We start from the raw sequence: 20,193 nt of genomic DNA, 5'->3' as shown, positions 1-20,193 counted from the left end.
GCGGCGCCGGGGACGTGACCGGGAGGTCACGGCGGTCGCCCGCAGGGGTGCGGGTGCCAAGGAGGAACGGACGTGCACGACGGTCTCAAGGGGCGCCGCGCCCTGGTCACAGGCGGGGCGAGCGGCATCGGCCGCGCGGTCGCGGTCGCTCTCGCGCGTGCGGGGGCGGACGTCGCGGTCACGCACCTCGCGCACGACGCCGCCCACGTCGTCGCGGAGATCGAGGAGGAGGGGCGGACCGCCGCGGCCTTCCAGGTCGACGCGCGGCACTCGTGGGACGTCGACCGCGCGGTCAGCGACGCGGCCGCCGCGCTCGGTGGCGGCATCGACGTGCTGGTCAACAACGTCGGCGGGATCGTCGAGCGCCGCAGCGTCCCCGCGATGGACGACGCGCACTGGCACCACGTCCTCGACCTCAACCTGTCGTCCGTGTTCTACGCGACGCGCGCGGCCCTCTCCGTGATGCCCGACGGCGGTCGCGTGGTGAGCATCGGGGCGCAGGCCGCCCGGAGCGGCGGTGGCACGGGCATGGTCGCCTACACGACCGCGAAGGCCGCGCTGGAGGGGTTCACGCGGTCGCTCGCCCGCGAGCTCGGGCCGCGCCGGATCACCGTCAACGCGGTGGCGCCCGGGTTCGTCGCGCACACGCCGTTCCACGCGGCGCACACGCCCGAGCCGGCGCAGCGGGCGGCGGTCGCCGCGGCGGCGCTCGGCCGCGCGGGTGTGCCCGACGACGTCGCGGAGGCGGTGCTGTACCTCGTCTCCGACGGCGCCGCGTTCGTCACCGGCACGGTCCTCGACGTCAACGGCGGCGCGTACTTCACCTGACGCCGCGACGGTCAGTCGCGCAGCGCCCAGCCGTGCGGCTCGGCGAGCGCGTCCGCCGCCACGGGCCCCCACGAGCCCGGCCGGTACGGCAGCGGGTCCGGCCGTGCGTCACCGAGCAGCGGCTCGAACGCGCGCCAGGCCGACTCCAGCCCGCGCGGCGTCGTGAACAGCGTCCGGTCGCCCTCGAGCACGTCCTGCAGCAGCCCCGCGTACGGCGGCAGCGGGTCGCCCTCCGGCTCCACGTCCTCGAGGCGCAACGTCGCCGTGCCCGTCGCGAGCGCCAGGTCGGGTCCCGGTCGCTTGACGGTCGTGGTCAGCCGCACGGCCCCGGACCCGGCGAGCGAGATCTCCACCCGGTTCGGCCCCACGTCCTCGCCGAACAGGTCGGACGGGGAGCGCAGCACGAGCGTGACCTGCTGCGCCGAGGCCGCCATGCGCTTGCCCGTGCGCAGCAGGAACGGCACGCCCCGCCAGCGGTCCGTGTCGACCCACAGGCGTGCGGCGACGAACGTGTCCGTCGTCGAGTCGTCGGGGACGCCGTCGAGCTCGCGGTAGCCCTCGAACTGCCCGAGGACGACGTCCGCGCCCGGGTCGAGCGGCCGGAAGTGAGCGATGACGTCCTCGCGCGCGGCCGTGAGGTCGTCCGCCGAGAGCCCGGTCGGCGGATCCATCGCGACCTCGGCAGCCACCTGGAACAGGTGCGTGACGAGCATGTCGAGCGCCGCGCCGGTCGCGTCGTAGAAGCCGGCGCGGTGCGCGACGTCGAGCGTCTCGGGCACGTCGACCTGCACCTGCGCGACGTGGTGCCGGTCCCACGCACCGCCGAGGAGCTCGTTCGCGAACCGCGACACGTGCAGGTTCTGCGTCGCCTCCTTGCCGAGGAAGTGGTCGATGCGGAACACCTGCTGCTCGTCGAGCACCTCGTGCACCACCGCGTCGAGCTCCCGGAACGACTCCGGCGACGTGCCGTACGGCTTCTCGTAGACGACCCGGATCCCCTCGTGCAGCCCGGCGCGGTGCAGCGCGCGCGTGATGGGGGCGAACGACGACGGCGGGACCGCCAGGTAGTGCACGACCAGCACGTCCTGCGGGTCGAGGTCCGTCCCGTCGACGAGCGCACGTCGCAGCCGGTCGAGCGCGCCGGGCAGCTCGTCGTGCGTGTCGTCGTCCGAGACGTCACCCGCGTACGCGGTGTGCCGGGTCAGCTCGCGCGCCCCCGCACGGTCCGCGTCGGAGCCGAACTCGTCGACCGCGTCCCGCAGGAGCGCGTCGAACTCCTCGCCCGAGATCGGCTCGCGCCCCGTCCCGAGCAGCGCCCACCGCTCCGGCAGCAGCCCGCGGCGCTGGAGCGTCGCGAGCGCGGGCAGCACCATGCGGCGCGACAGGTCGCCGCGTGCGCCGTGGAGCACGAGGACGAGCGGACGGTCGACGCTCACGCGAGACCGGGGCTCAGCGCAGGACGGCGCGGACGCGGCCCGCGGCCGACTCGAGGAGCCGCAGCCCGCGGGACGCGACCGTCGGCTGCGGGTGCGCGGCCTCGACGCGCTCCGCGATCCGCCGCGCGACCACGGCGATGACGGGGGCGAGGACGGCGGCGATGAGGAAGGTGCGCACGCGGCGCAGGAGGAAGGCCCACATGGCGGCTCCAGTCGATCGGGTCGGGTGGGGACGGCGAGGAGGCGTCAGCCGGTCGGGACGGCGACGCGCGGTGGCGGAGCGGCGTCAGTCGGGCGGCTCGCCCGTCGCCGTCGTCGGGCCGAGGTCCGAGCGGTCGGGGACGCCGGGCGCGTCCGGCGCGGGCGGAGCGTCGCTCGGCAGCGGGTCCTCCTCGCGCCGCGGGTCGTCGCGCGGCAGGTCGGTGAACGCCGGCTCGTCGGGCACGCGGCCGGGGTCGGGGATCGGGCTGCTCATCGGGGGCCTCCCTGGAGGGCGGGTGGCGACCGCGTCCGGATCACCGGCCCGCGCACGGCGGACCCAGCGACCGTAGGCACGACGCGCCCGCACCGCACGTCGAGCGCGGCCGCCGCCGTCAGGTCAGGTCGTCGAAGTCGCCCCGGGTCCACGCGGCGTGGCGCTCGGCGGACCGGCGCACCACGTCCAGGGCGTCCGCCGGGATCACGCCGTCGAAGTTGTTGTAGAGCCGGTCGAACGGCCGGCGGGCGACGTGCTCCGCGACCCGCAGGGCGACTGCGCCCGACAGCGGGATGCGGTTGGGGTAGGAGCGCATGAACGACGCCGTGCGGTCGGGGTTGGCGAAGATCGTGTCGCCCGAGAGCAGGACGCCCCGCCCGTCGGCGCCCGCCGCCCAGTGCACGACCGCGCTGCCCGGGAAGTGCCCGCCCGGCTGCGACAGCACGACGCCCGGCAGCACCTCGCGCTCGCCCTCCCACGTCTCGATCACCGGGTCGGGTCGCTGCACCCACGACGCGTCGGCGGCCGAGACGAGCACGGGCACCCCACCGAGCGCGCGGCTCCACTCGACCTGCACGCCGAACATGTGCGGGTGCGAGGCGGCGACCGCGACGACCTCACCGAGCTCCTGGACGGCGGCCACGGCGGTGTCGTCGACGTACCCGAGCGGGTCCCACAGCAGCATGCCGGCGGGGGTCCGCAGCACCTTCGACTCCTGCGCGATGCCGACGCCGGGCGTCGCCGTCAGCCCGTACAGGTCGGGCTCGAGCTCGCGCACCTCGGCCCGGTGCCCCTCCGCCTGCAGAGCGTCGAGCGTGGTCCACACCTGCCCGGTCATGGGCACCCACTGGCGCTCGTCCGCGCAGATCGGGCACACCTCGGGCCGCTCGGCGCTCTCCACGGCGCACGTCCGGCAGATCCACCAGGTCACGTCAGCGTCCCCCTCCCGTCGCGCCCGCGTCACCGTCGCCGCAGGCCGGTCCCATCGTGCCGCATCGGACGGCCCTCGCCCGGACGAGCACGCGGCCGCCGCACCCCGAGGGGCACGGCGGCCGCGGTGGTGTGCATGCTCGCCGGCTCGCGAGCCGGTGAGCACGGGCCGGTCAGGACACGGGCGCCGCCTTCGGGCACAGCGAGCCGCGGGCCGGCGCGAGGTACCGGAACGGCGTCCCGTCCGACGTGCCGCCCGCCGTCGTGACGCGCACCGCGACCTTCCCGGCGGCATGTGCGGGAACGCGGACGCTGAGCGCCCGGTCACCCACCACGGTGAACGTGGCGGGCGTGGACCCGAACGTCACCGCGGTGGCACCGGTGAGGTGCCGGCCGAGGAGCAGCACCGTCGTTCCGCCCGCGGTGCACCCGACCGGCGGGAGGGCGGCCGTCAGCACCGGCTTCGCGACGGGCGCCGTCACGACGAGGTCGAGCGTCCCCGTCGACGACGCGTACGTCGCGTCGCCCACGAACGTCGCGGTGACCGCGTGCGTGCCTGCGGCGGGTGCCGTCACGTCGAGCGATGCCACCCCGTCGACGAGCGGCGCGGTGCGCGGCTGCCCGCCCGCGACGGTGAAGACCACGTCGCCCGTCGGTCCGCCGGCGGCGCCGACGACCCGCGCGGTCAAGTTCACGGTCCCGCCGCTCGGCACGCTCGGCGTCGACGCCGTGACCGTCGTCGTGGTCGGGACCTTCTCGTAGGTGTAGGTGACGGTCCCGTCGCTCGCGCCCTGGTCCGTCGTCACGACGACCGGCGCCGGACCGGCGACGTTCGCCGGGACGACCGCCCGCAGCGTCGTGGCGGACTCGACGACGACGTCCGCAGCGGCCACGCCGCCGAACGTCACCACGGGCGACCCGACGAACCCGCTGCCCGTGAGGACCACCTCGGACCCGCCGAGCACGGGGCCGACGGCCGGGTCGACGGACGACACGGTGGGCGGCACAGGCTCCGGGTCGGTCGGGGTCTCGACGGTGAACGGCACCTCGCTCCAGGCGGAGTCGAAGGTCGCGTCGCCCGAGTACGAGATGCCGAGCGCGGACGTGCCGTCGGACCAGCCGGCGGCGGGGACGGTGAAGGTCACCTCGGCAGCGCCCGCCTCGAGGACCGCGTCCGCGAGGAACCCGGCCGGGCCGGTGACCGAGACGACCCCGGTCGGCACGGCGCCGTCACCGGTCACCGCGACCCGCACGGTGGCGGTCCGCCCGACGAGTGCCGGGTCGGGCGACGTCGTGACGTCGAGCGTGGCCGGGGTGCTGCCGCGCGGCGGGACGACGATCCGCAGGCCGTCGACCGTCTGGCCCAGGGCGACGTCGACGGGGACCGCCTTGCTGCGCTGCTGCGTGCCGGTGGCGCCGTCGTAGAAGGTCGTGACCCCGTCGTGGAACCCGGGCTCGCCGCGCGCGTCGCTCAGCACCTCGAGGACGTGCGGTCCGGGCGGGAGGTCGTCGATCGTGAACGCGCCCCCCGGTGCCGAGGCCCACGTCGGGCCCTCGTCGGCTATCGGGCCGTGGACGAGCAGCTCGGCGCCCAGGACGGGCTGGCCGTCCGGCGTCTCGAGCGTCCCGGCCAGGCTGCCGCCGGTGAGCATCCGCAGATCCCCGATGGCGGTGTCCTGCCCCGCGATGACGTGCACGAGCTCGGCGTCGGCCGGGAGCGCGACACCCGGGTGGTAGACGGCCAGCCCTGCACCCAACCCCTGGCCCCGCACGAGGTAGTCGCCGGTCGCGAGGCCGCGCAGCACGAACGTGCCGTCGGTCGCGGACATGGCACCGGCGGTCGACGGGCCGCCGACCGTCCACGCCGAGCCGCGCGTCGGCTGGCCGTCCTTGTCGAGCAGCCGCCCGCTGATCGTGCCGCCGACGGGCAGGGTGACGGTGCCGAGGTCGAGGCAGTCGACGCCGAGCGTGAGCACCTGCGCGTCGTCGCGCGTGACGCTGCCCGGGTAGTAGCCGCTGACGACGTCACCGCTGGTGGTGGTGATGCGCAGCAGGTAGTCGCCCGCGGGGGCGTCGGAGAGCGCGAAGGTGCCGTCGGTGCCGGACCCCCTGAGGGACCCGAACCAGCCCGTCCCGTCGACCGCCTCCAGCTGGAGACCGGCCGACTGCACAGGGTTGCCGGCCGGGTCTCGCAGGGTGCCGGTGAGGCAGACGCCCGGGTCGAGGGTGGCGTCGATGCCGGACGTGCCGCCGGTGCCCACGACGACGGGTGTGGCCGTGTCGTGGGAACGGGCGTCGTCGAAGTACTCGGTGCGCAGCCCGGAGACGCCGGGCGGCGAGAAGAACAGCACGTAGGACCCTGCGAGAAGCCCGGTGACGCGGTACGTCCCGTCCACGCCGCTGGTGGCGAACCCACCGGCGCCGAGCGCCCCGTCGGTCGCGCTCACGGACACGCCCGCGACCGGCTCGCCCTGCGCGTCGCGCACCGTGCCGGAGATCGTGAGGCCGGCCGGGAGGTCGATGTCGCCCAGCGGGGTGGTGGTGCCTGCCGAGAGTGTCAGCACGCCCGCCTGCGACCACGACTGCGTGCCAGGCCAGTAGGTCGTCAGCAGGTCCGACCCCCACGGCCCGTTGAGCTGGACCCGGTAGGAGCCCGGCGCGACCTTGACGCGGAACGTCCCGTCGGACGCCGCCGATGCGAAGCCCCCGGACCCGCCGGAGACGCTCTGGACGGACACCGACCCGTACGCGACGGGCTGGCCGCCCGACACGAGGCGACCCTCGACGACCGCGCCGGTGGCGACCACGGTCGGCTCGACGACGGTCGTGGTCCCGGCGGTCACCGTGAAGGGAGTCGCCGTCCAGGCGCTCGACCCTCCGTGGAACGTCTCGAGGAGCGGCGAGTCCTGCGGGGGGATCACCCGGACCGCGTACGTGCCGGCCGGTGCCAGGAGCGTCCACTCCCCGTCCACGCCCGTCGAGCCCTGGATGCCGGTCCAGCCGCCCGTCGTGGTCGTGAGCTGGACGTCGGCGCGGTGCACGGGCGTGCCCGACGCGTCGACGACGTGACCGGTCAGGGTTCCGTCACCCTCGGCGGCGGTCGCCGGTGCGGCGAGCCCGACGAGTGCGAGCAACGCCGACAGGGCGAGGACCGCGAGGCGGCGCAGAGGACGGGGTGGGGCGTGTTCGGGCACGTCGGCTCCTTCGTGAGGCGCGCTCGTCAGCGAGCGTGTGGCCCGGACACTAGCGGGACGTACCCACACGACACACGCGTCTCGGCGCGCCGCTGCGTCGCCCCTGCTCGGGCGCGCGCGAGAGGCGGCGGCCGGGCACGACAGGGGCCGGGTGGCCTGCGGTCCACCCGGCCCCCGGCCGGCGCGGCTGCCCCGGTGCCGCGCCGGCTCCCCCCGGTGTCGTCTACTGCACGTCGTCGTCCACCCAGTCGAAGGTCTTCGTGACGGCCTTCTTCCACAGGCGGTACTGGCGGTCGCGCTCGCCCTCGTCGGCGCCGGGCTCCCAGCGCTTGTCCTCCGCCCAGTTGTCGATGACGTCCTGCTCGCCGGACCAGAACCCGACGGCGATGCCCGCGGCGTACGCGGCCCCGAGAGCGGTGGTCTCGGCGACCTTCGGCCGGATGACCGGCACGCCGAGGATGTCGGCCTGGAACTGCATGAGCGCGTCGTTGGCGACCATGCCGCCGTCGACCTTGAGCTCGGTCAGGTCGACGCCGGAGTCGGCGTTCATCGCGTCGAGCACCTCGCGCGTCTGGAAGGCGGTGGCCTCCAGGGCGGCGCGGGCGATGTGGCCCTTGTTGACGTACCGCGTGAGCCCGACGAGCGCGCCGCGTGCGTCGGACCGCCAGTACGGCGCGAACAGGCCGGAGAAGGCGGGTACGAAGTACGCGCCGCCGTTGTCCTCGACGGTCTCGGCGAGCTGCTCGATCTCGGGCGCGGAGCTGATGATCCCGAGGTTGTCGCGCAGCCACTGCACGAGCGAGCCGGTGACAGCGATCGACCCCTCGAGGGCGTAGACCGCGTCGGCGTCGCCGATCTTGTAGCAGAGCGTCGTCAGCAGGCCGTTCTTCGACGGGATGGGCTTCGTGCCGGTGTTGAGCAGCATGAAGTTGCCGGTCCCGTACGTGTTCTTGGCCGTGCCGACCTCGAAGCACGCCTGCCCGAAGGTCGCCGCCTGCTGGTCGCCGAGGATGCCCGCGATGGGCACGCCGGGGACCATGCCGCCCTCGCGGCCGTTGCCGTACACCTCGGAGGACGAGCGGATCTCGGGGAGCATCGACATCGGGATGCCCATCTCGCCGGCGATCTCCTCGTTCCACGAGAGCGTGTCGAGGTTCATGAGCATGGTGCGCGACGCGTTCGTGACGTCGGTGACGTGCACGCCGCCGTTGACGCCGCCGGTCATGTTCCACAGCACCCACGCGTCGGTGTTGCCGAACGCGAGGTCGCCGCGCTCCGCCTTCTCGCGCGCGCCGTCGACGTTGTCGAGGATCCAGCGGATCTTCGGGCCGGAGAAGTAGGTCGCGAGCGGCAGGCCCACGCGGTCCTTGTAGCGGTCCGCCCCGCCGCCGAGCGCCCCCAGCTCGTCGCAGATCTTCTGCGTGCGGGTGTCCTGCCAGACGATCGCGTTGTAGACGGGTTCGCCGGTCGTGCGGTCCCAGACGACCGCCGTCTCGCGCTGGTTGGTGATGCCGACCGCGGCGATGTCGCGGAAGGTGAGGTTCGCGCGCGTCAGTGCGAGGCCGACGACCTCGCGGGTGTTCGTCCAGATCTCGGCGGCGTCGTGCTCGACCCACCCGGCTCTCGGGAAGATCTGCTCGTGCTCCTTCTGGCCGACGGACACGATCTGGCCGGCGTGGTCGAAGACGATCGCGCGCGTGCTGGTCGTCCCCTGGTCGATCGCGAGGACGTACTGGGTGTCGGGCATGGGGGTCTGCCTTTCGGTGGTGGCCGCGGTCAGAAGAGGTAGGCGTTCGCAGCGAGGCCCGCGAGCACGCCGCCGATGATCGGTCCGACGACGGGCACCCAGGAGTACGCCCAGTCGCTCGAGCCCTTCCCGGGGATGGGCAGGACGGCGTGCGCGATGCGCGGTCCGAGGTCGCGGGCGGGGTTGATGGCGTACCCGGTCGGACCGCCGAGGCTGGCACCGATGCCGACGACGAGGAAGGCGACGGCGAGCGGGCCGAGGCCGGAGGGGGTGGGCCCGAACGCGAGGATGACGAAGACGAGGACGAACGTCGCGACGATCTCCGTGACGAGGTTCCACGCGTACGACCGGATGGCCGGCCCCGTGGAGAACACGGCGAGCTTGGTGCCGGCGTCGGCGTCGGCGTCGAAGTGCTTCTTGTACGCGAGCCAGGCGATCGCGGCACCGAGGAACGCGCCGATGAGCTGCGCGAGGATGTACCAGAACGCGTTCCCGACGGTCGGTTCGAGCGTCACGGTGACGACGTCGTCCGGGCCGGTCTTGCTGAAGAACGGCTGGTCGGCCGTCAGCAGGCCGAGCGTGACGGCGGGGTTGAGGTGCGCCCCGGACTTGAAGGCGGTGTAGACACCGGCGAAGACGGCGAGACCCCATCCGAAGTTGATGAGGAGCCAGCCGCCGCCGAAGCCCTTGGTGCCGGGCAGGATCACGTTCGCCACCACACCGGCACCCAGCAGGATGAGCATCGCGGTGCCGAGGATCTCGGAGACGAACGCCTGGGACATGAGTGTGCCCACGGCCTATCCCTTCTGTTGACGAGACGTCGTTGTCACGTGCACCCCGCGCAGGGCCGCGGGGGGTCTGGGGTGGTGCTCAGGTCCCCGCGGGACCTGACGACCCGCGGCCGCGCGGCGAGCCGGGCTTGGTCCCGGCGTCCACGACGTCGTCGAGCCGACGCATGGGCGCCAGGTCCGCGGCGCGCAGCCGGACGCGCTCGGCGGTCGCGTCGTCGTGCTCCTGCGCGGCGGCGTCCTCCGCCTCCGCGCGCGCGGTGTACGCGGCGATCTCCTTGCTGCGGGTGCGCTCGTCCCAGCCGAGGACGGGCGCGACCAGGTCGGCGATCTCCTCCAGGGCGCCGACTCCCTTGTCCGCCTGCTCGTAGTTCAGGCGGGTGCGGTGCATCATGACGTCGTCGAGGTGCAGGGCGCCCTCGTGGCTGACGGCGTAGACGATCTCGGCACCGATGTACGCGGGGGCGTTCGCGAGCGGCTCGGCGAGCGACGGCTCGGCGTCGACGAGGTCGATGAGCTCGCCGAGCAGGGAGCCGTACCGGTGCAGCAGGTGGTCCATGCGGGGGCGGTCCCAGCCGTAGCGTGCGCCGATCGCCTTCGCCTGGCGCTGGAGCACGCGCAGGCCCTCCGCGCCGACGAGCGGCAGGTCGTGCGTGAGGGACGGGAGGCTCGTGGCGCGCGACCCGATCGCGAAGTCGACGGCGTCCTTCGCCATCACGCGGTACGTCGTGAGCTTGCCGCCCGCGATGACGGTGAGGCCTGGCGTGGGTGACGCGACGGTGTGCTCGCGGGACACCTTCGCGGACGACGTGCCCTCCTTGACGTGGGGCTGCAGGAGCGGCCGCAGGCCCGCCCAGGTGCCGATGACGTCGTCGCGCGAGATGGGCCGGGACAGCACCGCGTTGGCGTGCTCGATGACGTAGTCGATGTCCGCGCTCGTGGCGACGGGGTGGACGAGGTCCTGCTCCCACGGCGTGTCGGTCGTGCCGATCACCCAGTACCGGGACCACGGGATGATGAACAGCACCGACTTCTCGGTCTGCAGGATCAGGCCGGTGTTGCCGGCGATGCGGCTGCGCGGCACGACGATGTGGATGCCCTTGCTGGCGAGCACCCGCAGGCCGCCCTCCGAGCCGGCGAGCGACTCCGTCTCCTCCGTCCAGACGCCGGTCGCGTTGATCACGGCGCGGGCGCGCACGTCGAGGTGCTCGCCGGTCTCGAGGTCGACGAGCTCGGCGCCCGTGACGGCCCCGCCGGACGTGGTGTGCAGGTCGAGCACCTGCGTGCGGCTCGCGGCGTGGGCACCGTAGGAGACGGCCGTCCGGACGAGGGTCTCGACGAGGCGCGCGTCGTCGACGCTCGCGTCCCAGTACCGGACCGCGCCGACGGCCGCGTCGTGCCGCAGGTCGGGGAACAGCCGCTCCATGCCCTTGCGGGTCAGGTGCTGGTGCATCGGCATCGCGCGCTTGCTGCCGTTCACGGTCGCGAGCGTGTCGTAGAGCAGGACGCCCGCGCCGACGTACGCCCGCTCCCAGACCCGGTTCTCGAGCGGGTAGAGGAACGACACCGGCTTGACGAGGTGCGGCGCGAGGGTGTGGATGAGCAGGTCGCGCTCGGTGAGCGCCTCGCGCACGAGGTGGAAGTCGAGCATCTGCAGGTAGCGCAGGCCGCCGTGCACGAGCTTGCTGGAGCGGCTCGACGTGCCGCTCGCCCAGTCCTGGGCCTCGACGATCGCGGTGGACAGCCCGCGGGTGACGGCGTCGAGCGCGATGCCCGCGCCGGTGACACCACCCCCGATCACCAGCACGTCGAGCTCGTTGCCCCGCTCCCCGCTCGCGCGCATGGTGTCGAGCGCGTCCTGGCGTGCCTGGACCGTCAGTGGTGCCGTTCTCATGCGGTCGTCCCCCGGGTGTTTCCGTCCGCCCCGGATCGCTGCGCCCGTGGCTCCTCGCTATCGTCATCACGAGGCGAACAGACGCGCAACCGGGGTGCACAAACGTGCATGCACGCCCGTTCACCCGACAGGAGGGGTCATGTACGTCGAGCGGGAGCAGGACGTGCTGCGGGCGGCGTCCATGTACTACCTGCAGGACCTCAAGATGGAGGTCATCGCCCGGCACCTCGGCACGTCACGGTCGACGGTCTCGCGGCTCATCAAGCGTGCGCGGCAGGCGGGGCTCGTCGAGATCACGCTGCGCCCCGCGAGCACGCGTGCACCCGGCCTCGGGCGCTCGGTGGCCGCCGCGTTCGGCATCGACACCTACGTCGTGCCCGTCCCCGACTCCGCGAGCCACATCGAGCGCCTCGACCAGGTGTCCATGACCGCCGCACGCCTGCTCTCGTCGTGGTTCGACTCCGACATGGTCATGGGCGTGGCCTGGGGGACCACGCTCGCATCGGTGTCCCGCTTCCTCACGCCCAAGCCCACGCGCGGCTCGCACGTCGTCCAGCTCAACGGTGCCGCCAACATGCGCACGTCCGGGATCGAGTACGCGTCCGACCTCATCTCGTCGTTCGGCACCGCGTTCGGGGCGGCCGTGCACCACTTCTCGGTGCCCGCGTTCTTCGACTACCCCGACACCAAGGCCGCCATGTGGCGCGAGCGGTCCGTGCGGCGCGTGCTCGACATGCAGCGGCGCGCCGACATCGCGGTCTTCTCCGTCGGGGCCGTGGCCGGCGCCGTCCCGTCGCACGTCTACTCGGCAGGCTACCTCGACGACGCCGACGTCCGGCTGCTGCACGAGGAGGGCGTCGTCGGCGACGTGTGCACCGTCTTCCTGCGCGCGGACGGGTCCTGGCAGGACGTCCACCTGAACGAACGTGCGACCGGCCCGACGCCCGACGAGCTCCAGCGCGTGCCGCGGCGGGTGTGCGTCGTCGCGGGGGACAACAAGGTCGCCCCCCTGCTGGCCGGGCTGCGCGCGGGCGTCGTGACCGACCTCGTCGTCGACGAGATCACCGCGACCCTCCTCCTCGACGCGGTCGAGCCCGCCACTCCCCGCCGCCGCCCTCGCACGTGACCCCACCCGATACCACCCCGACCGCCACGCACGCACCCGGACCACCGGCGCACGGCGAGCTCGTCGGTCCGAGGTGAGGTCGCCAGCCGCGCAAGACGAGACCGACGTGAGCCCCCGGGCTCGGCGGGCATGACCGGTCCGAGGCCGGGGGGTCCGTCGCGCGGGGGAGGACGGGTCCGTCGGGCGGGCCTGGCGGCCGGACGGGCGCAGCCAGGACGATCGCACGCATGAGGAGCACAGCGATCCCCGCCGTCGACGAGCCGCGACCTGCGCCCGCGGCGCGCGACACCGACGCCGGAGACCCGACGTGGGCAGGTCGGGGCGCCACGCTCCTGCCCGCCGTCCTCGCGACGCTCGTCGGCGGGTACGTGCTGCTCTCGCCGCGCCTCGTCGACGTCGTGATGCGGCCGGGCGAGGTGCAGTACGCGACCGTCTGGTCGCTTCTCGTCGCGCTGCCCGCGACGGTGGTCGTGGTCGCCGCGGTGCTGCTGGGGGCGCGCCACCCGGTCGGCGGGACGATCCTGCTCGCTGCACCGTTCGTCGCCGTGCCGAGCCTGGGGTGGTTCCCCTACGGCTGGCTGCTGGGGTTCTACGCGATCGCGGGGCTCGCGGCCCGCCGGCGCGTGCGGGACGCAGCCGCGCCTGCCCTCGCGGTCCTCGCGGTCGCGACGGTGTTCGCGGCGGTGGACGTGCTCGGGTCGACCCCGACCGGCGCGATGCAGGCAGGTGCGCCCCACGGGTTCGACTGGCCGAGCCTCGTCGGGCACACGGTCCTGCTGGTCGCCGTCGTGCTCGTCGCCGCTGCAGCCGGGGCCGCCGTCCGGAGCCGCGCGCTGGCCGCCGCCGCAGGGGACAAGGAGCGCCGCGCACTCGCCGTCGAGTCGGTCGCCGCCGAGCGGGCGCGGCTCGCGCGCGACCTGCACGACGTCGTCGCGCACCACGTCTCCCTCGTCGCCGTCCGGGCCGAGAGCGCGCCGTACCAGTACCCGGATCTCGACGACCGGGCGCGGGAGGTGCTCGCCGCCGTCGCGGTCGACGCCCGCCAGGCGCTCGGGGAGCTGCGGCACGTGCTCGCGGTGCTCCGCCGCACGGGCGACGACCCGGACCGGGCGCCGCAGCCCGACGCCGACGACGTCGACGTCCTCGTCGCAGCGGCCCGCGACGCCGGCCAGGCCGTCGACGTCTCGGGCGAGTGGGGCGTCGTGCCCGCCGCGAGCGGGTACGTGCTGTTCCGCGTCGTGCAGGAGTGCCTGACGAACGGGCGACGGCACGCCCCGACGGCCGCCGTCCACGTGACGCGCTGGGTCGACCCCACCGGTGCCGAGCCCTCCGTCGGCCTGCGCGTCACGAACGACGTGGGACGGCCGGACGGGCCGGTCGAGCCCGGCCGTGGCCTGCACGGCATGCGCGAACGCGTCGAGGCAATCGGCGGCCGCTTCGCCGCCGAGGTGACCGACGGGCGGTTCGTCGTCGAGGTCGTGGTGCCCGGGGCGTCGCGGTGACGCGCGTCGTCGTCGCCGACGACCAGCCCGTCGTCCTGCAGGGGTTCGCGGCGATCCTCGGGTCGGTGCCGGACCTCGACGTCGTCGGGACCGCTCCCGACGGCCGCGCGCTCGTCGACCTCGTGGCCCGCACCGCGCCCGACGTCGCGGTCGTCGACGTCCGGATGCCCGTGCTCGACGGCATCGCGGCGACCGTCCGGGTGGTCGCGGAGCACCCCGGTACGCGCGTCCTCATCCTCACCACGTTCGACCTCGACGAGTACGTGTACGACGCGCTGCGCGCCGGGGCCAGCGGCTTCCTGCTCAAGGACGTCACCGCGGAACGGCTCGTCGACGCGGTGCGCCTCGTCGCGGACGGGTCGATGCTGCTCGGCGCGAACGTCACCCGGCGGCTCGTCGAGGACTTCGCCCGCCGCGGCCGCGTGCCGTCGACCACGCTCGACGCGCTGACCCCGCGCGAGCACGACGTCGCGCTCGCGGTCGCCCGCGGCCTGTCGAACGGTGAGATCGCGGCCGAGCTCTTCATCGGCGAGGCGACCGTGAAGACGCACGTGTCCGAGTGCCTGCGCAAGCTCGGCTGTCGCGACCGCGTGCAACTCGTCGTGACCGTCCACGAGGCCGGCCTGCTCCACTGACCTGCCGCGGCGCGTGGGTACCGTGTGCCGGTGACGACCGAGCAGACGGGCGAGCAGCTCCGGGTCCGCGCCGCCCTGCCTGCCGACGTGCGAGCGATCCGCGCGCTCGTGGAGCCCTACGCCGAGCAGCGCATCCTGCTCGCGAAGGAGTGGGTCGGCTACTACGAGGCCGTGCAGGAGTTCGTCGTCGCGGAGGCGCCCGACGGGACCGTCGTCGGCTGCGGTGCGCTGCACGTGATGTGGCAGGACCTCGCGGAGGTCCGGACCCTCGCGGTCGACCCCGCGTACCGGGGGCGCGGCGTCGGTCACCTGCTGCTCGATGCGCTCGTCGGCCGTGCGCGCGACCTCGGGCTGCGCCGGCTGTTCTGCCTGACGTTCGAGGTGGCGTTCTTCGAGGCGCACGGCTTCCACGCGATCGAGGGGACGCCCGTGACGCCGGAGGTCTACGCCGAGCTGCTGCGCTCGCACGACGACGGCGTCGCGGAGTTCCTCGACCTCGCGCGCGTGAAGCCCAACACGCTGGGCAACACGCGCATGCTCGTCGAGCTCGACGGACCGCCCGTCGACTGACGCCGGTCAGGTGCGCTCGGTGAAGCCCTGGTCCAGCTCGAGCTCGCCCGACGTCTCCGCCACCGCCAGCACGGCGTCGGTCGTCGCCCACGTCTGGTGCATCTCGCCGGGCTCCCACACGACGAAGGACCCCGCGGGGACGACCACCCGTGCGTCGTCGTCCGCCTGCACCTCGACGTCGCCCGAGACGACCGCGAGCACCTGACGGCGGACCGCGCGGTGCCGGCCGATCGTCCCGCCCGCGGTGAGCTGCACGACGTGCACGCTCGTCGGTCCGGTGGTCGGGGGCAGGGCGTCGAGGACGACCCCGCTGCTCTCGAACCGGGTGAGCGGGTACCGGACGACGTCGAACAGGCGCATGCCCGCACCGTCCTCGCGGACCGGTCGCCCGTCAAGCGGGACGCGCCCGCGACGCGGACCGTCGCCCGTCCAGCGGGACGCACCCGCGACGCGGACCGAGGTCAGTGCGGCAGCCGGTACGTGGCAGGCGTGTCGTCGTCCACCCCCGGCACGCGCACGGCCAGCCCGTCGGCGAGGAGCGCGTCGACGCAGCGGCGCAGCTGGCCGGCGTCCGGCCAGAGCGCGTCGACGGCCTCCTGCGGCACGGGCCCGAGCGCGTCCCGCAGCAGCGCCATGACCCGCCCGCGCACCTGCCGGTCCGTCCCCGTGAACGCCTGGGTGCGTCGCCGGTCCGCGTGCGCGTCACCGGGACGTCCGGCGGCGCGCCAGGCGCACACGTCCCGCACGGGGCACGCGTCGCAGCGAGGGGCCCGCGCGGTGCACACGAGCGCGCCGAGCTCCATGGACGCGGCCGCCCAACGGGCCGCCCCGGCGTCGTCGGCGGGCACGAACGACGCGGCGAGCCGCACCTCCGCGACGGTCTGGGCGGGGGCGGGGAGCGCCGCACCGGCGGCGGCCCGCGCGAGCACGCGTCGGACGTTCGTGTCGAGCACGACCGAGCGCCGCCCGAACGCGAACGCCCGCACGGCGGCGGCCGTGTAGGAGCCGACGCCGGGCAGGGCGAGCAGCGCCGCCTCGTCGTCGGGCACGTCGCCGCCGTGGCGCTCGACGACGGCGCGCGCGCACTCCTGGAGCCGCAGCGCCCGCCGCGGGTACCCGAGCCGGTCCCACGCGCGCAGCACGTCCGCCGTCGACGCGGCCGCGACGTCGGCGGGCCCCGGCCAGCGCCGCATCCACGCCCGCCACGCGGGCTCGACCCGGACGACGGGCGTCTGCTGCAGCATCACCTCGCTGACCAGGACGCCCCACGGGGTCCGGTCGGCCGCGCGCCACGGCAGGTCGCGCGCGTGCTCCTCGAACCACGCGACGACCGGCGTCCGCAGCGCGGCGGGGTCGAGGGCGGTCGGCACGCGTCCATCCTCGCCGACCCGGGAGCGCGTCGTGCCCGGCGTCCTGCGTCTCGGCCCGCGAGTCGCCCGGTCCGGACGTCCCGGGCGGCCGTACTGTGGTCGCGCGTCGGGCGGGCTCGCGCCACGGAGCGCCGCGCCGAGCCGCCGCGGGACCCGACCCGGGTCCCGGGCAACCGGTCCGACCGCACAGGAGCGAGGGGGAGCACGATGGGCGTCGTCCGGCCCGCGGGCCCCCTGCCTGCGCGCGTCTACTGGGTGCGGCGGGCCGTCGTGCTCGGCGTGCCGCTGCTGCTCGTCGCGCTCGTGGTGTGGCTCGTGGTCGGCCGCGGCGCCGCGGACGCACGCGCCGACGAGCCGACGCCCGCGCCCACCGGGACGACGTCGGCCCCCGACACGACGGCCGACGACACCGGGGCGGACAAGGGCGACGACGAGTCGGACGACGGCAAGCCGCCGGAGTGCACGCCCGAGGTGCTGGCGCTGTCCGTCGCGGCGACCGCGGAGTCCTTCCCGGAGGGGGCGAGCCCGACGTTCGTCCTGCGCATCACCAACACCGGCACCGACCCGTGCCTGGTCGACGCGGGGGAGGCGCACCGCGAGGTCGTCATCACCTCGGGCGTCGACCGGGTGTGGTCCTCGCGCGACTGCGTCGCGGCGGGCACGGAGTCCCGCACGCTCCTGCTCGCGGGCGGCGCGGTCGAGGAGGCGCAGCTCGGCTGGGACCGGGTGCGGTCGGCGCAGGGGTGCCCCGGCGACCAGCCGGCCCCGGGCGCCGGGACCTACTCGGTGGCGTTCACGCTGGCCGGCGCGACGGCGACGCCCGCGGTCTTCGGCCTGGGCTGAGCGGCCGGGCCAGGCGCTCCGCGCGCCGGTCGTGCTGCTCCGCGCGCCAGCCGGGTGGGACGCCCGCGACGTGCCGGCTAGGTGTCGGACGCGACCGCCGGGTGAGACGCCCGCGACGTGCCGGCTCGGCGTCCGGACGCGACCGTCGGGCGAGACGCCCCCGACGTGCGGACCGCGGCGTCGGGACGCGACCGGTGGGCGCGAGGTCAGACGTAGCGCTCGAGGATCGACGACTCCGCGAGCCGCGACAGCCCCTCCCGCACGGCCCGCGCCCGCTGCTCCCCGACGCCGTCGACGGCCATGAGGTCGTCGATCGTGGCGGCGAGCAGCTTCTGCAGGCCGCCGAAGTGGGCGACGAGCCGGTCGACGATGGTGCCGGGCAGGCGCGGGACCTTGGACAGCAGCCGGTAGCCGCGCGGGCCGGCGGCGGCGTCGAGCGCGTCCCCGCCCCCGGGCAGACCCAGGACGCGCGCGATGTGCGCGATGTCGAGCAGCTCGGTCGAGTTGAGCTCGCCGAGCGCGGCGAGGACGGTGTCGACGTCGCGGCGCGCGGTGTCGACGTAGTCGCGGATCACGAGCTCGCGGTCGGTGCCGAGTCCTCCGACGAGCTCGTCGAGCTGGAGCGTGAGGAGGCGCCCGTCGGTCCCGAGCTCGACGACGTAGCCCTCGATCTCCTCGGAGATGCGCCGGACCATCTCGAGCCGCTGCACGACGGTGGAGACGTCGCGGACGGTGACGAGGTCCTCGATCTCCAGGGCGGACAGGGTGCCGCTGACCTCGTCGAGGCGGGCCTTGTAGCGCTCGAGCGTGGCGAGGGCCTGGTTGGCGCGGGACAGGATGGTCGTCGAGTCCTCGAGGACGTGCCGCTGCCCCCCGACGTACAGCGCGATGATCCGCATCGACGCGGACACGGAGATGACGGGGAAGCCGGTCTGCTTCGCGACGCGCTCGGCGGTGCGGTGGCGGGTGCCGGACTCGGACGTCTCGATGGTCTGGTCGGGCAGGAGCTGCACGGCGGCCCGCACGATGCGGTCGCCGGCGACCACGACGGCGCCGTCCATCTTGGCGAGCTCGCGCAGGCGGGTCGCGCTGAACTCGACGTCGAGAACGAACCCGCCGGAGCAGATCCGGGCGACGAGGTCGTCGAAGCCGAGCACGATGAGGGCGCCCGTCCGGCCGCGCAGGATCCGCTCCAGGCCGTCGCGGAGCTCGCTGCCGGGCGCGACGGCGGCGAGCGTCGACCGGAGCAGGTCTTCGGGGGCGTGCGAGTGCGGCACGGTTGCACGGTTGCATGGTAACGAGGGCTGTCGAGCCTGTTCCGGACGACCCGCCTGCTGGGTGGTGCGAGCGCGACGGTTCGCCCGTTCGCCGCGTTCACCGTCGGGTCCTGCGCACCCGGGCGGGTGGCGTCACGAGCCGATCCCGGCGGCGGCGACGGCCTGGGCGAGGTCGGCGACCGGCAGGACGGTGAGGCCGTCGGGAGGCGCGGCCCCGTCGAGCGAGCCGGCGGGGACGACGGCGCGCGTGAAGCCGAGTCGTGCGGCCTCGGACAGGCGCCGGCCCACGCCGCTGACGGTGCGGATCTCGCCGGCGAGGCCGACCTCCCCGACGGCGACGAGGCCGCGCGGCAGGGCGGTGTTCTCGCGTGAGCTGACGGCGGCCAGCGCGAGGGCGAGGTCGGCGGCGGGCTCGACGACACGCGCACCGCCCACGGTCGAGACGTACACGTCCTGGTCGGCGAGCCGCGCGCCGAGGCGACGCTGCAGGACGGCGAGCACCATCGCGAGGCGGCTGGAGTCGATGCCGCTGGTGGTGCGCCGGGGGTTGGGCACGGCGGACGGGGCGACGAGTGCCTGCACCTCGGTCGCGAGCGGCCGGCGACCTTCGAGCGTGACGGTCAGGCACGTGCCGGGGACGGCGGTCTGCGCCTGGGAGACGAACAGCCCGGACGGGTCCGCGAGGCCGATGATCCCCGTCTCGGACAGGTCGAAGCAGCCGACCTCGTCGGTGGGGCCGTACCGGTTCTTGGTGGCGCGCAGCAGCCGCAGGCGGGAGTGGCGCTCGCCCTCGAACTGGCAGACGACGTCGACGAGGTGCTCGAGCGTGCGCGGCCCCGCGACGGAGCCGTCCTTGGTCACGTGGCCGACGAGGACGACGGGCAGGTCGCGCGACTTCGCGGCGGCGATGACGGCCGCGGTGACCTCGCGCACCTGCGCGACGCCGCCGGCGGTCCCCTCGACGGCTGCGGACGCGATGGTCTGCACGGAGTCCAGGACGAGGAGGTCGGGGTCGACGACCTCGACGTGCCCGAGGACGGTGGCGAGGTCGGTCTCGTCGGCGAGCAGCAGCGAGGGGTGCAGCGCACCGATGCGACCGGCGCGCAGCCGCACCTGGCCGGCGGACTCCTCGCCGGTCACGTAGAGGACGCGTCGGCCGGTGCGCGCGGCGCGAGCGGCGACGTCGAGGAGCAGCGTCGACTTGCCGACGCCCGGCTCGCCTGCGAGGAGCACGACGGCGCCGGGCACGATGCCGCCGCCGAGCACGCGGTCGAGCTCGTCGACGCCCGTGGGGCGGGCGCGCGCGGCCTCGACGTCGATCTCGTCGATCGGGCGCGCGGGCGCGCGCGTCGGTGCGGTCGCGACGGTGCGCGGCGCGCCACCGCCGGGTCCCACGTCCTCCGCGACCGTGCCCCACGCCTGGCACTCGCCGCAGCGGCCGACCCACTTGGAGGCCGTCCAGCCGCACTCCGAGCAGCGGAAGCCCGGGCGGGCGCTGCGGTCGGCGCGGCGGGGGGTGGTCGTGGTCACGCGCGGAACGGTACCGACGGCGTCCGACACGGCGAGCGCGCCGCACCG

Annotated in this window: 18 protein-coding genes; 6 read left to right on the top strand and 12 right to left on the bottom strand. The window is 74.9% G+C overall.

Features of this window, described 5'->3' with window-relative positions; translation table 11 throughout:
* The first annotated feature begins 72 nt into the window (after positions 1-72).
* The gene (locus CELF_RS17820; RefSeq protein ID WP_013772661.1) at positions 73-828 is read left to right on the top strand and encodes an SDR family NAD(P)-dependent oxidoreductase; all 756 of its coding nucleotides are present in this window, start codon (positions 73-75) and stop codon (positions 826-828) included.
* Between the two features lie 11 nt (positions 829-839).
* Here CELF_RS17820 and CELF_RS17815 read toward each other — a convergent pair whose 3' ends face one another.
* The 8 genes from CELF_RS17815 to CELF_RS17780 all read right to left on the bottom strand — a co-directional run bounded on the left by CELF_RS17815 (position 840) and on the right by CELF_RS17780 (position 11,292).
* Positions 840-2,264, bottom strand: coding sequence for a glucose-6-phosphate dehydrogenase (locus tag CELF_RS17815; protein WP_013772660.1), 1,425 nt, complete (start codon positions 2,262-2,264; stop codon positions 840-842).
* Between the two features lie 13 nt (positions 2,265-2,277).
* Positions 2,278-2,466, bottom strand: coding sequence for a hypothetical protein (locus CELF_RS17810; RefSeq protein WP_013772659.1), 189 nt, complete (start codon positions 2,464-2,466; stop codon positions 2,278-2,280).
* Between the two features lie 84 nt (positions 2,467-2,550).
* Positions 2,551-2,739: a hypothetical protein gene (locus CELF_RS17805; RefSeq protein WP_013772658.1), complete on the bottom strand. Its 189-nt coding sequence runs from the start codon at positions 2,737-2,739 to the stop codon at positions 2,551-2,553.
* Positions 2,740-2,857: 118 nt separating this feature from the next.
* A complete protein-coding gene (locus tag CELF_RS17800; RefSeq protein WP_013772657.1) occupies positions 2,858-3,670 on the bottom strand; it encodes an MBL fold metallo-hydrolase in 813 nt (270 codons plus the stop codon).
* Positions 3,671-3,842: 172 nt separating this feature from the next.
* Positions 3,843-6,863: a carboxypeptidase regulatory-like domain-containing protein gene (locus CELF_RS17795; RefSeq protein WP_013772656.1), complete on the bottom strand. Its 3,021-nt coding sequence runs from the start codon at positions 6,861-6,863 to the stop codon at positions 3,843-3,845.
* A gap of 223 nt (positions 6,864-7,086) precedes the next feature.
* Positions 7,087-8,610, bottom strand: a complete 1,524-nt coding sequence (gene glpK / locus CELF_RS17790) for a glycerol kinase GlpK (RefSeq protein WP_013772655.1) — start codon at positions 8,608-8,610, stop codon at positions 7,087-7,089.
* Between the two features lie 29 nt (positions 8,611-8,639).
* Positions 8,640-9,392: an MIP/aquaporin family protein gene (locus tag CELF_RS17785; RefSeq protein ID WP_041553608.1), complete on the bottom strand. Its 753-nt coding sequence runs from the start codon at positions 9,390-9,392 to the stop codon at positions 8,640-8,642.
* 88 nt (positions 9,393-9,480) lie between these two features.
* On the bottom strand, positions 9,481-11,292 hold the full coding sequence (locus tag CELF_RS17780) for a glycerol-3-phosphate dehydrogenase/oxidase (RefSeq protein WP_013772653.1): 1,812 nt from the start codon (positions 11,290-11,292) through the stop codon (positions 9,481-9,483).
* Between the two features lie 139 nt (positions 11,293-11,431).
* Here CELF_RS17780 and CELF_RS17775 point away from each other — a divergent pair, with 139 nt between their 5' ends.
* From CELF_RS17775 to CELF_RS17760, 4 genes are all read left to right on the top strand, one after another.
* Positions 11,432-12,418: a sugar-binding transcriptional regulator gene (locus CELF_RS17775; RefSeq protein ID WP_013772652.1), complete on the top strand. Its 987-nt coding sequence runs from the start codon at positions 11,432-11,434 to the stop codon at positions 12,416-12,418.
* Between the two features lie 227 nt (positions 12,419-12,645).
* The gene (locus CELF_RS19765; RefSeq protein WP_013772651.1) at positions 12,646-13,920 is read left to right on the top strand and encodes a sensor histidine kinase; all 1,275 of its coding nucleotides are present in this window, start codon (positions 12,646-12,648) and stop codon (positions 13,918-13,920) included.
* Complete coding sequence (locus CELF_RS17765) at positions 13,917-14,555, top strand: response regulator transcription factor (protein WP_013772650.1); 639 nt, start codon at positions 13,917-13,919, stop codon at positions 14,553-14,555. The genes CELF_RS19765 and CELF_RS17765 overlap by 4 nt, the downstream gene beginning before the upstream one ends.
* Before the next feature lie 30 nt (positions 14,556-14,585).
* Positions 14,586-15,125, top strand: a complete 540-nt coding sequence (locus CELF_RS17760; RefSeq protein WP_013772649.1) for an amino-acid N-acetyltransferase — start codon at positions 14,586-14,588, stop codon at positions 15,123-15,125.
* A gap of 6 nt (positions 15,126-15,131) precedes the next feature.
* Here CELF_RS17760 and CELF_RS17755 read toward each other — a convergent pair whose 3' ends face one another.
* Both CELF_RS17755 and CELF_RS17750 read right to left on the bottom strand, forming a co-directional pair.
* Positions 15,132-15,485 (bottom strand): cupin domain-containing protein, encoded by a 354-nt coding sequence (locus tag CELF_RS17755; protein WP_013772648.1) that lies wholly within the window; start codon positions 15,483-15,485, stop codon positions 15,132-15,134.
* 101 nt (positions 15,486-15,586) lie between these two features.
* The gene (locus CELF_RS17750; protein ID WP_013772647.1) at positions 15,587-16,495 is read right to left on the bottom strand and encodes an HhH-GPD family protein; all 909 of its coding nucleotides are present in this window, start codon (positions 16,493-16,495) and stop codon (positions 15,587-15,589) included.
* Between the two features lie 207 nt (positions 16,496-16,702).
* On the opposite strand from CELF_RS17750, the gene CELF_RS17745 reads away from it, so the two are divergent.
* The gene (locus CELF_RS17745; protein WP_013772646.1) at positions 16,703-17,338 is read left to right on the top strand and encodes a hypothetical protein; all 636 of its coding nucleotides are present in this window, start codon (positions 16,703-16,705) and stop codon (positions 17,336-17,338) included.
* A gap of 206 nt (positions 17,339-17,544) precedes the next feature.
* Here the strand turns inward: CELF_RS17745 and disA are convergent, their stop codons facing one another.
* Entirely contained in the window at positions 17,545-18,615 is a 1,071-nt protein-coding gene (disA, locus tag CELF_RS17740) for a DNA integrity scanning diadenylate cyclase DisA (protein WP_013772645.1), read from the bottom strand.
* Between the two features lie 132 nt (positions 18,616-18,747).
* On the bottom strand, positions 18,748-20,145 hold the full coding sequence (gene radA, locus CELF_RS17735) for a DNA repair protein RadA (RefSeq protein WP_041553607.1): 1,398 nt from the start codon (positions 20,143-20,145) through the stop codon (positions 18,748-18,750).
* Between the last annotated feature and the right edge of the window lie 48 nt (positions 20,146-20,193).

Origin of the sequence: Cellulomonas fimi ATCC 484 (assembly GCF_000212695.1) — a bacterium.
GTDB lineage: Bacteria > Actinomycetota > Actinomycetes > Actinomycetales > Cellulomonadaceae > Cellulomonas > Cellulomonas fimi.
Note: the sequence above shows the minus strand (reverse complement) of the source record. Positions and strands in the feature narration are given on the sequence as shown.

Excerpts from the sequence above, each read along its gene's own strand:
- CELF_RS17745 (WP_013772646.1), top strand. The coding sequence starts at position 16,703 with ATGGGCGTCGTCCGGCCCGCGGGCCCCCTGCCTGCGCGCGTCTACTGG.
- CELF_RS17775 (WP_013772652.1), top strand. The coding sequence starts at position 11,432 with ATGTACGTCGAGCGGGAGCAGGACGTGCTGCGGGCGGCGTCCATGTAC.
- CELF_RS19765 (WP_013772651.1), top strand. The coding sequence starts at position 12,646 with ATGAGGAGCACAGCGATCCCCGCCGTCGACGAGCCGCGACCTGCGCCC.
- CELF_RS17785 (WP_041553608.1), bottom strand. The coding sequence starts at position 9,392 with ATGTCCCAGGCGTTCGTCTCCGAGATCCTCGGCACCGCGATGCTCATC.
- CELF_RS17805 (WP_013772658.1), bottom strand. The coding sequence starts at position 2,739 with ATGAGCAGCCCGATCCCCGACCCCGGCCGCGTGCCCGACGAGCCGGCG.
- glpK (WP_013772655.1), bottom strand. The coding sequence starts at position 8,610 with ATGCCCGACACCCAGTACGTCCTCGCGATCGACCAGGGGACGACCAGC.
- CELF_RS17780 (WP_013772653.1), bottom strand. The coding sequence starts at position 11,292 with ATGAGAACGGCACCACTGACGGTCCAGGCACGCCAGGACGCGCTCGAC.
- CELF_RS17810 (WP_013772659.1), bottom strand. The coding sequence starts at position 2,466 with ATGTGGGCCTTCCTCCTGCGCCGCGTGCGCACCTTCCTCATCGCCGCC.
- CELF_RS17755 (WP_013772648.1), bottom strand. The coding sequence starts at position 15,485 with ATGCGCCTGTTCGACGTCGTCCGGTACCCGCTCACCCGGTTCGAGAGC.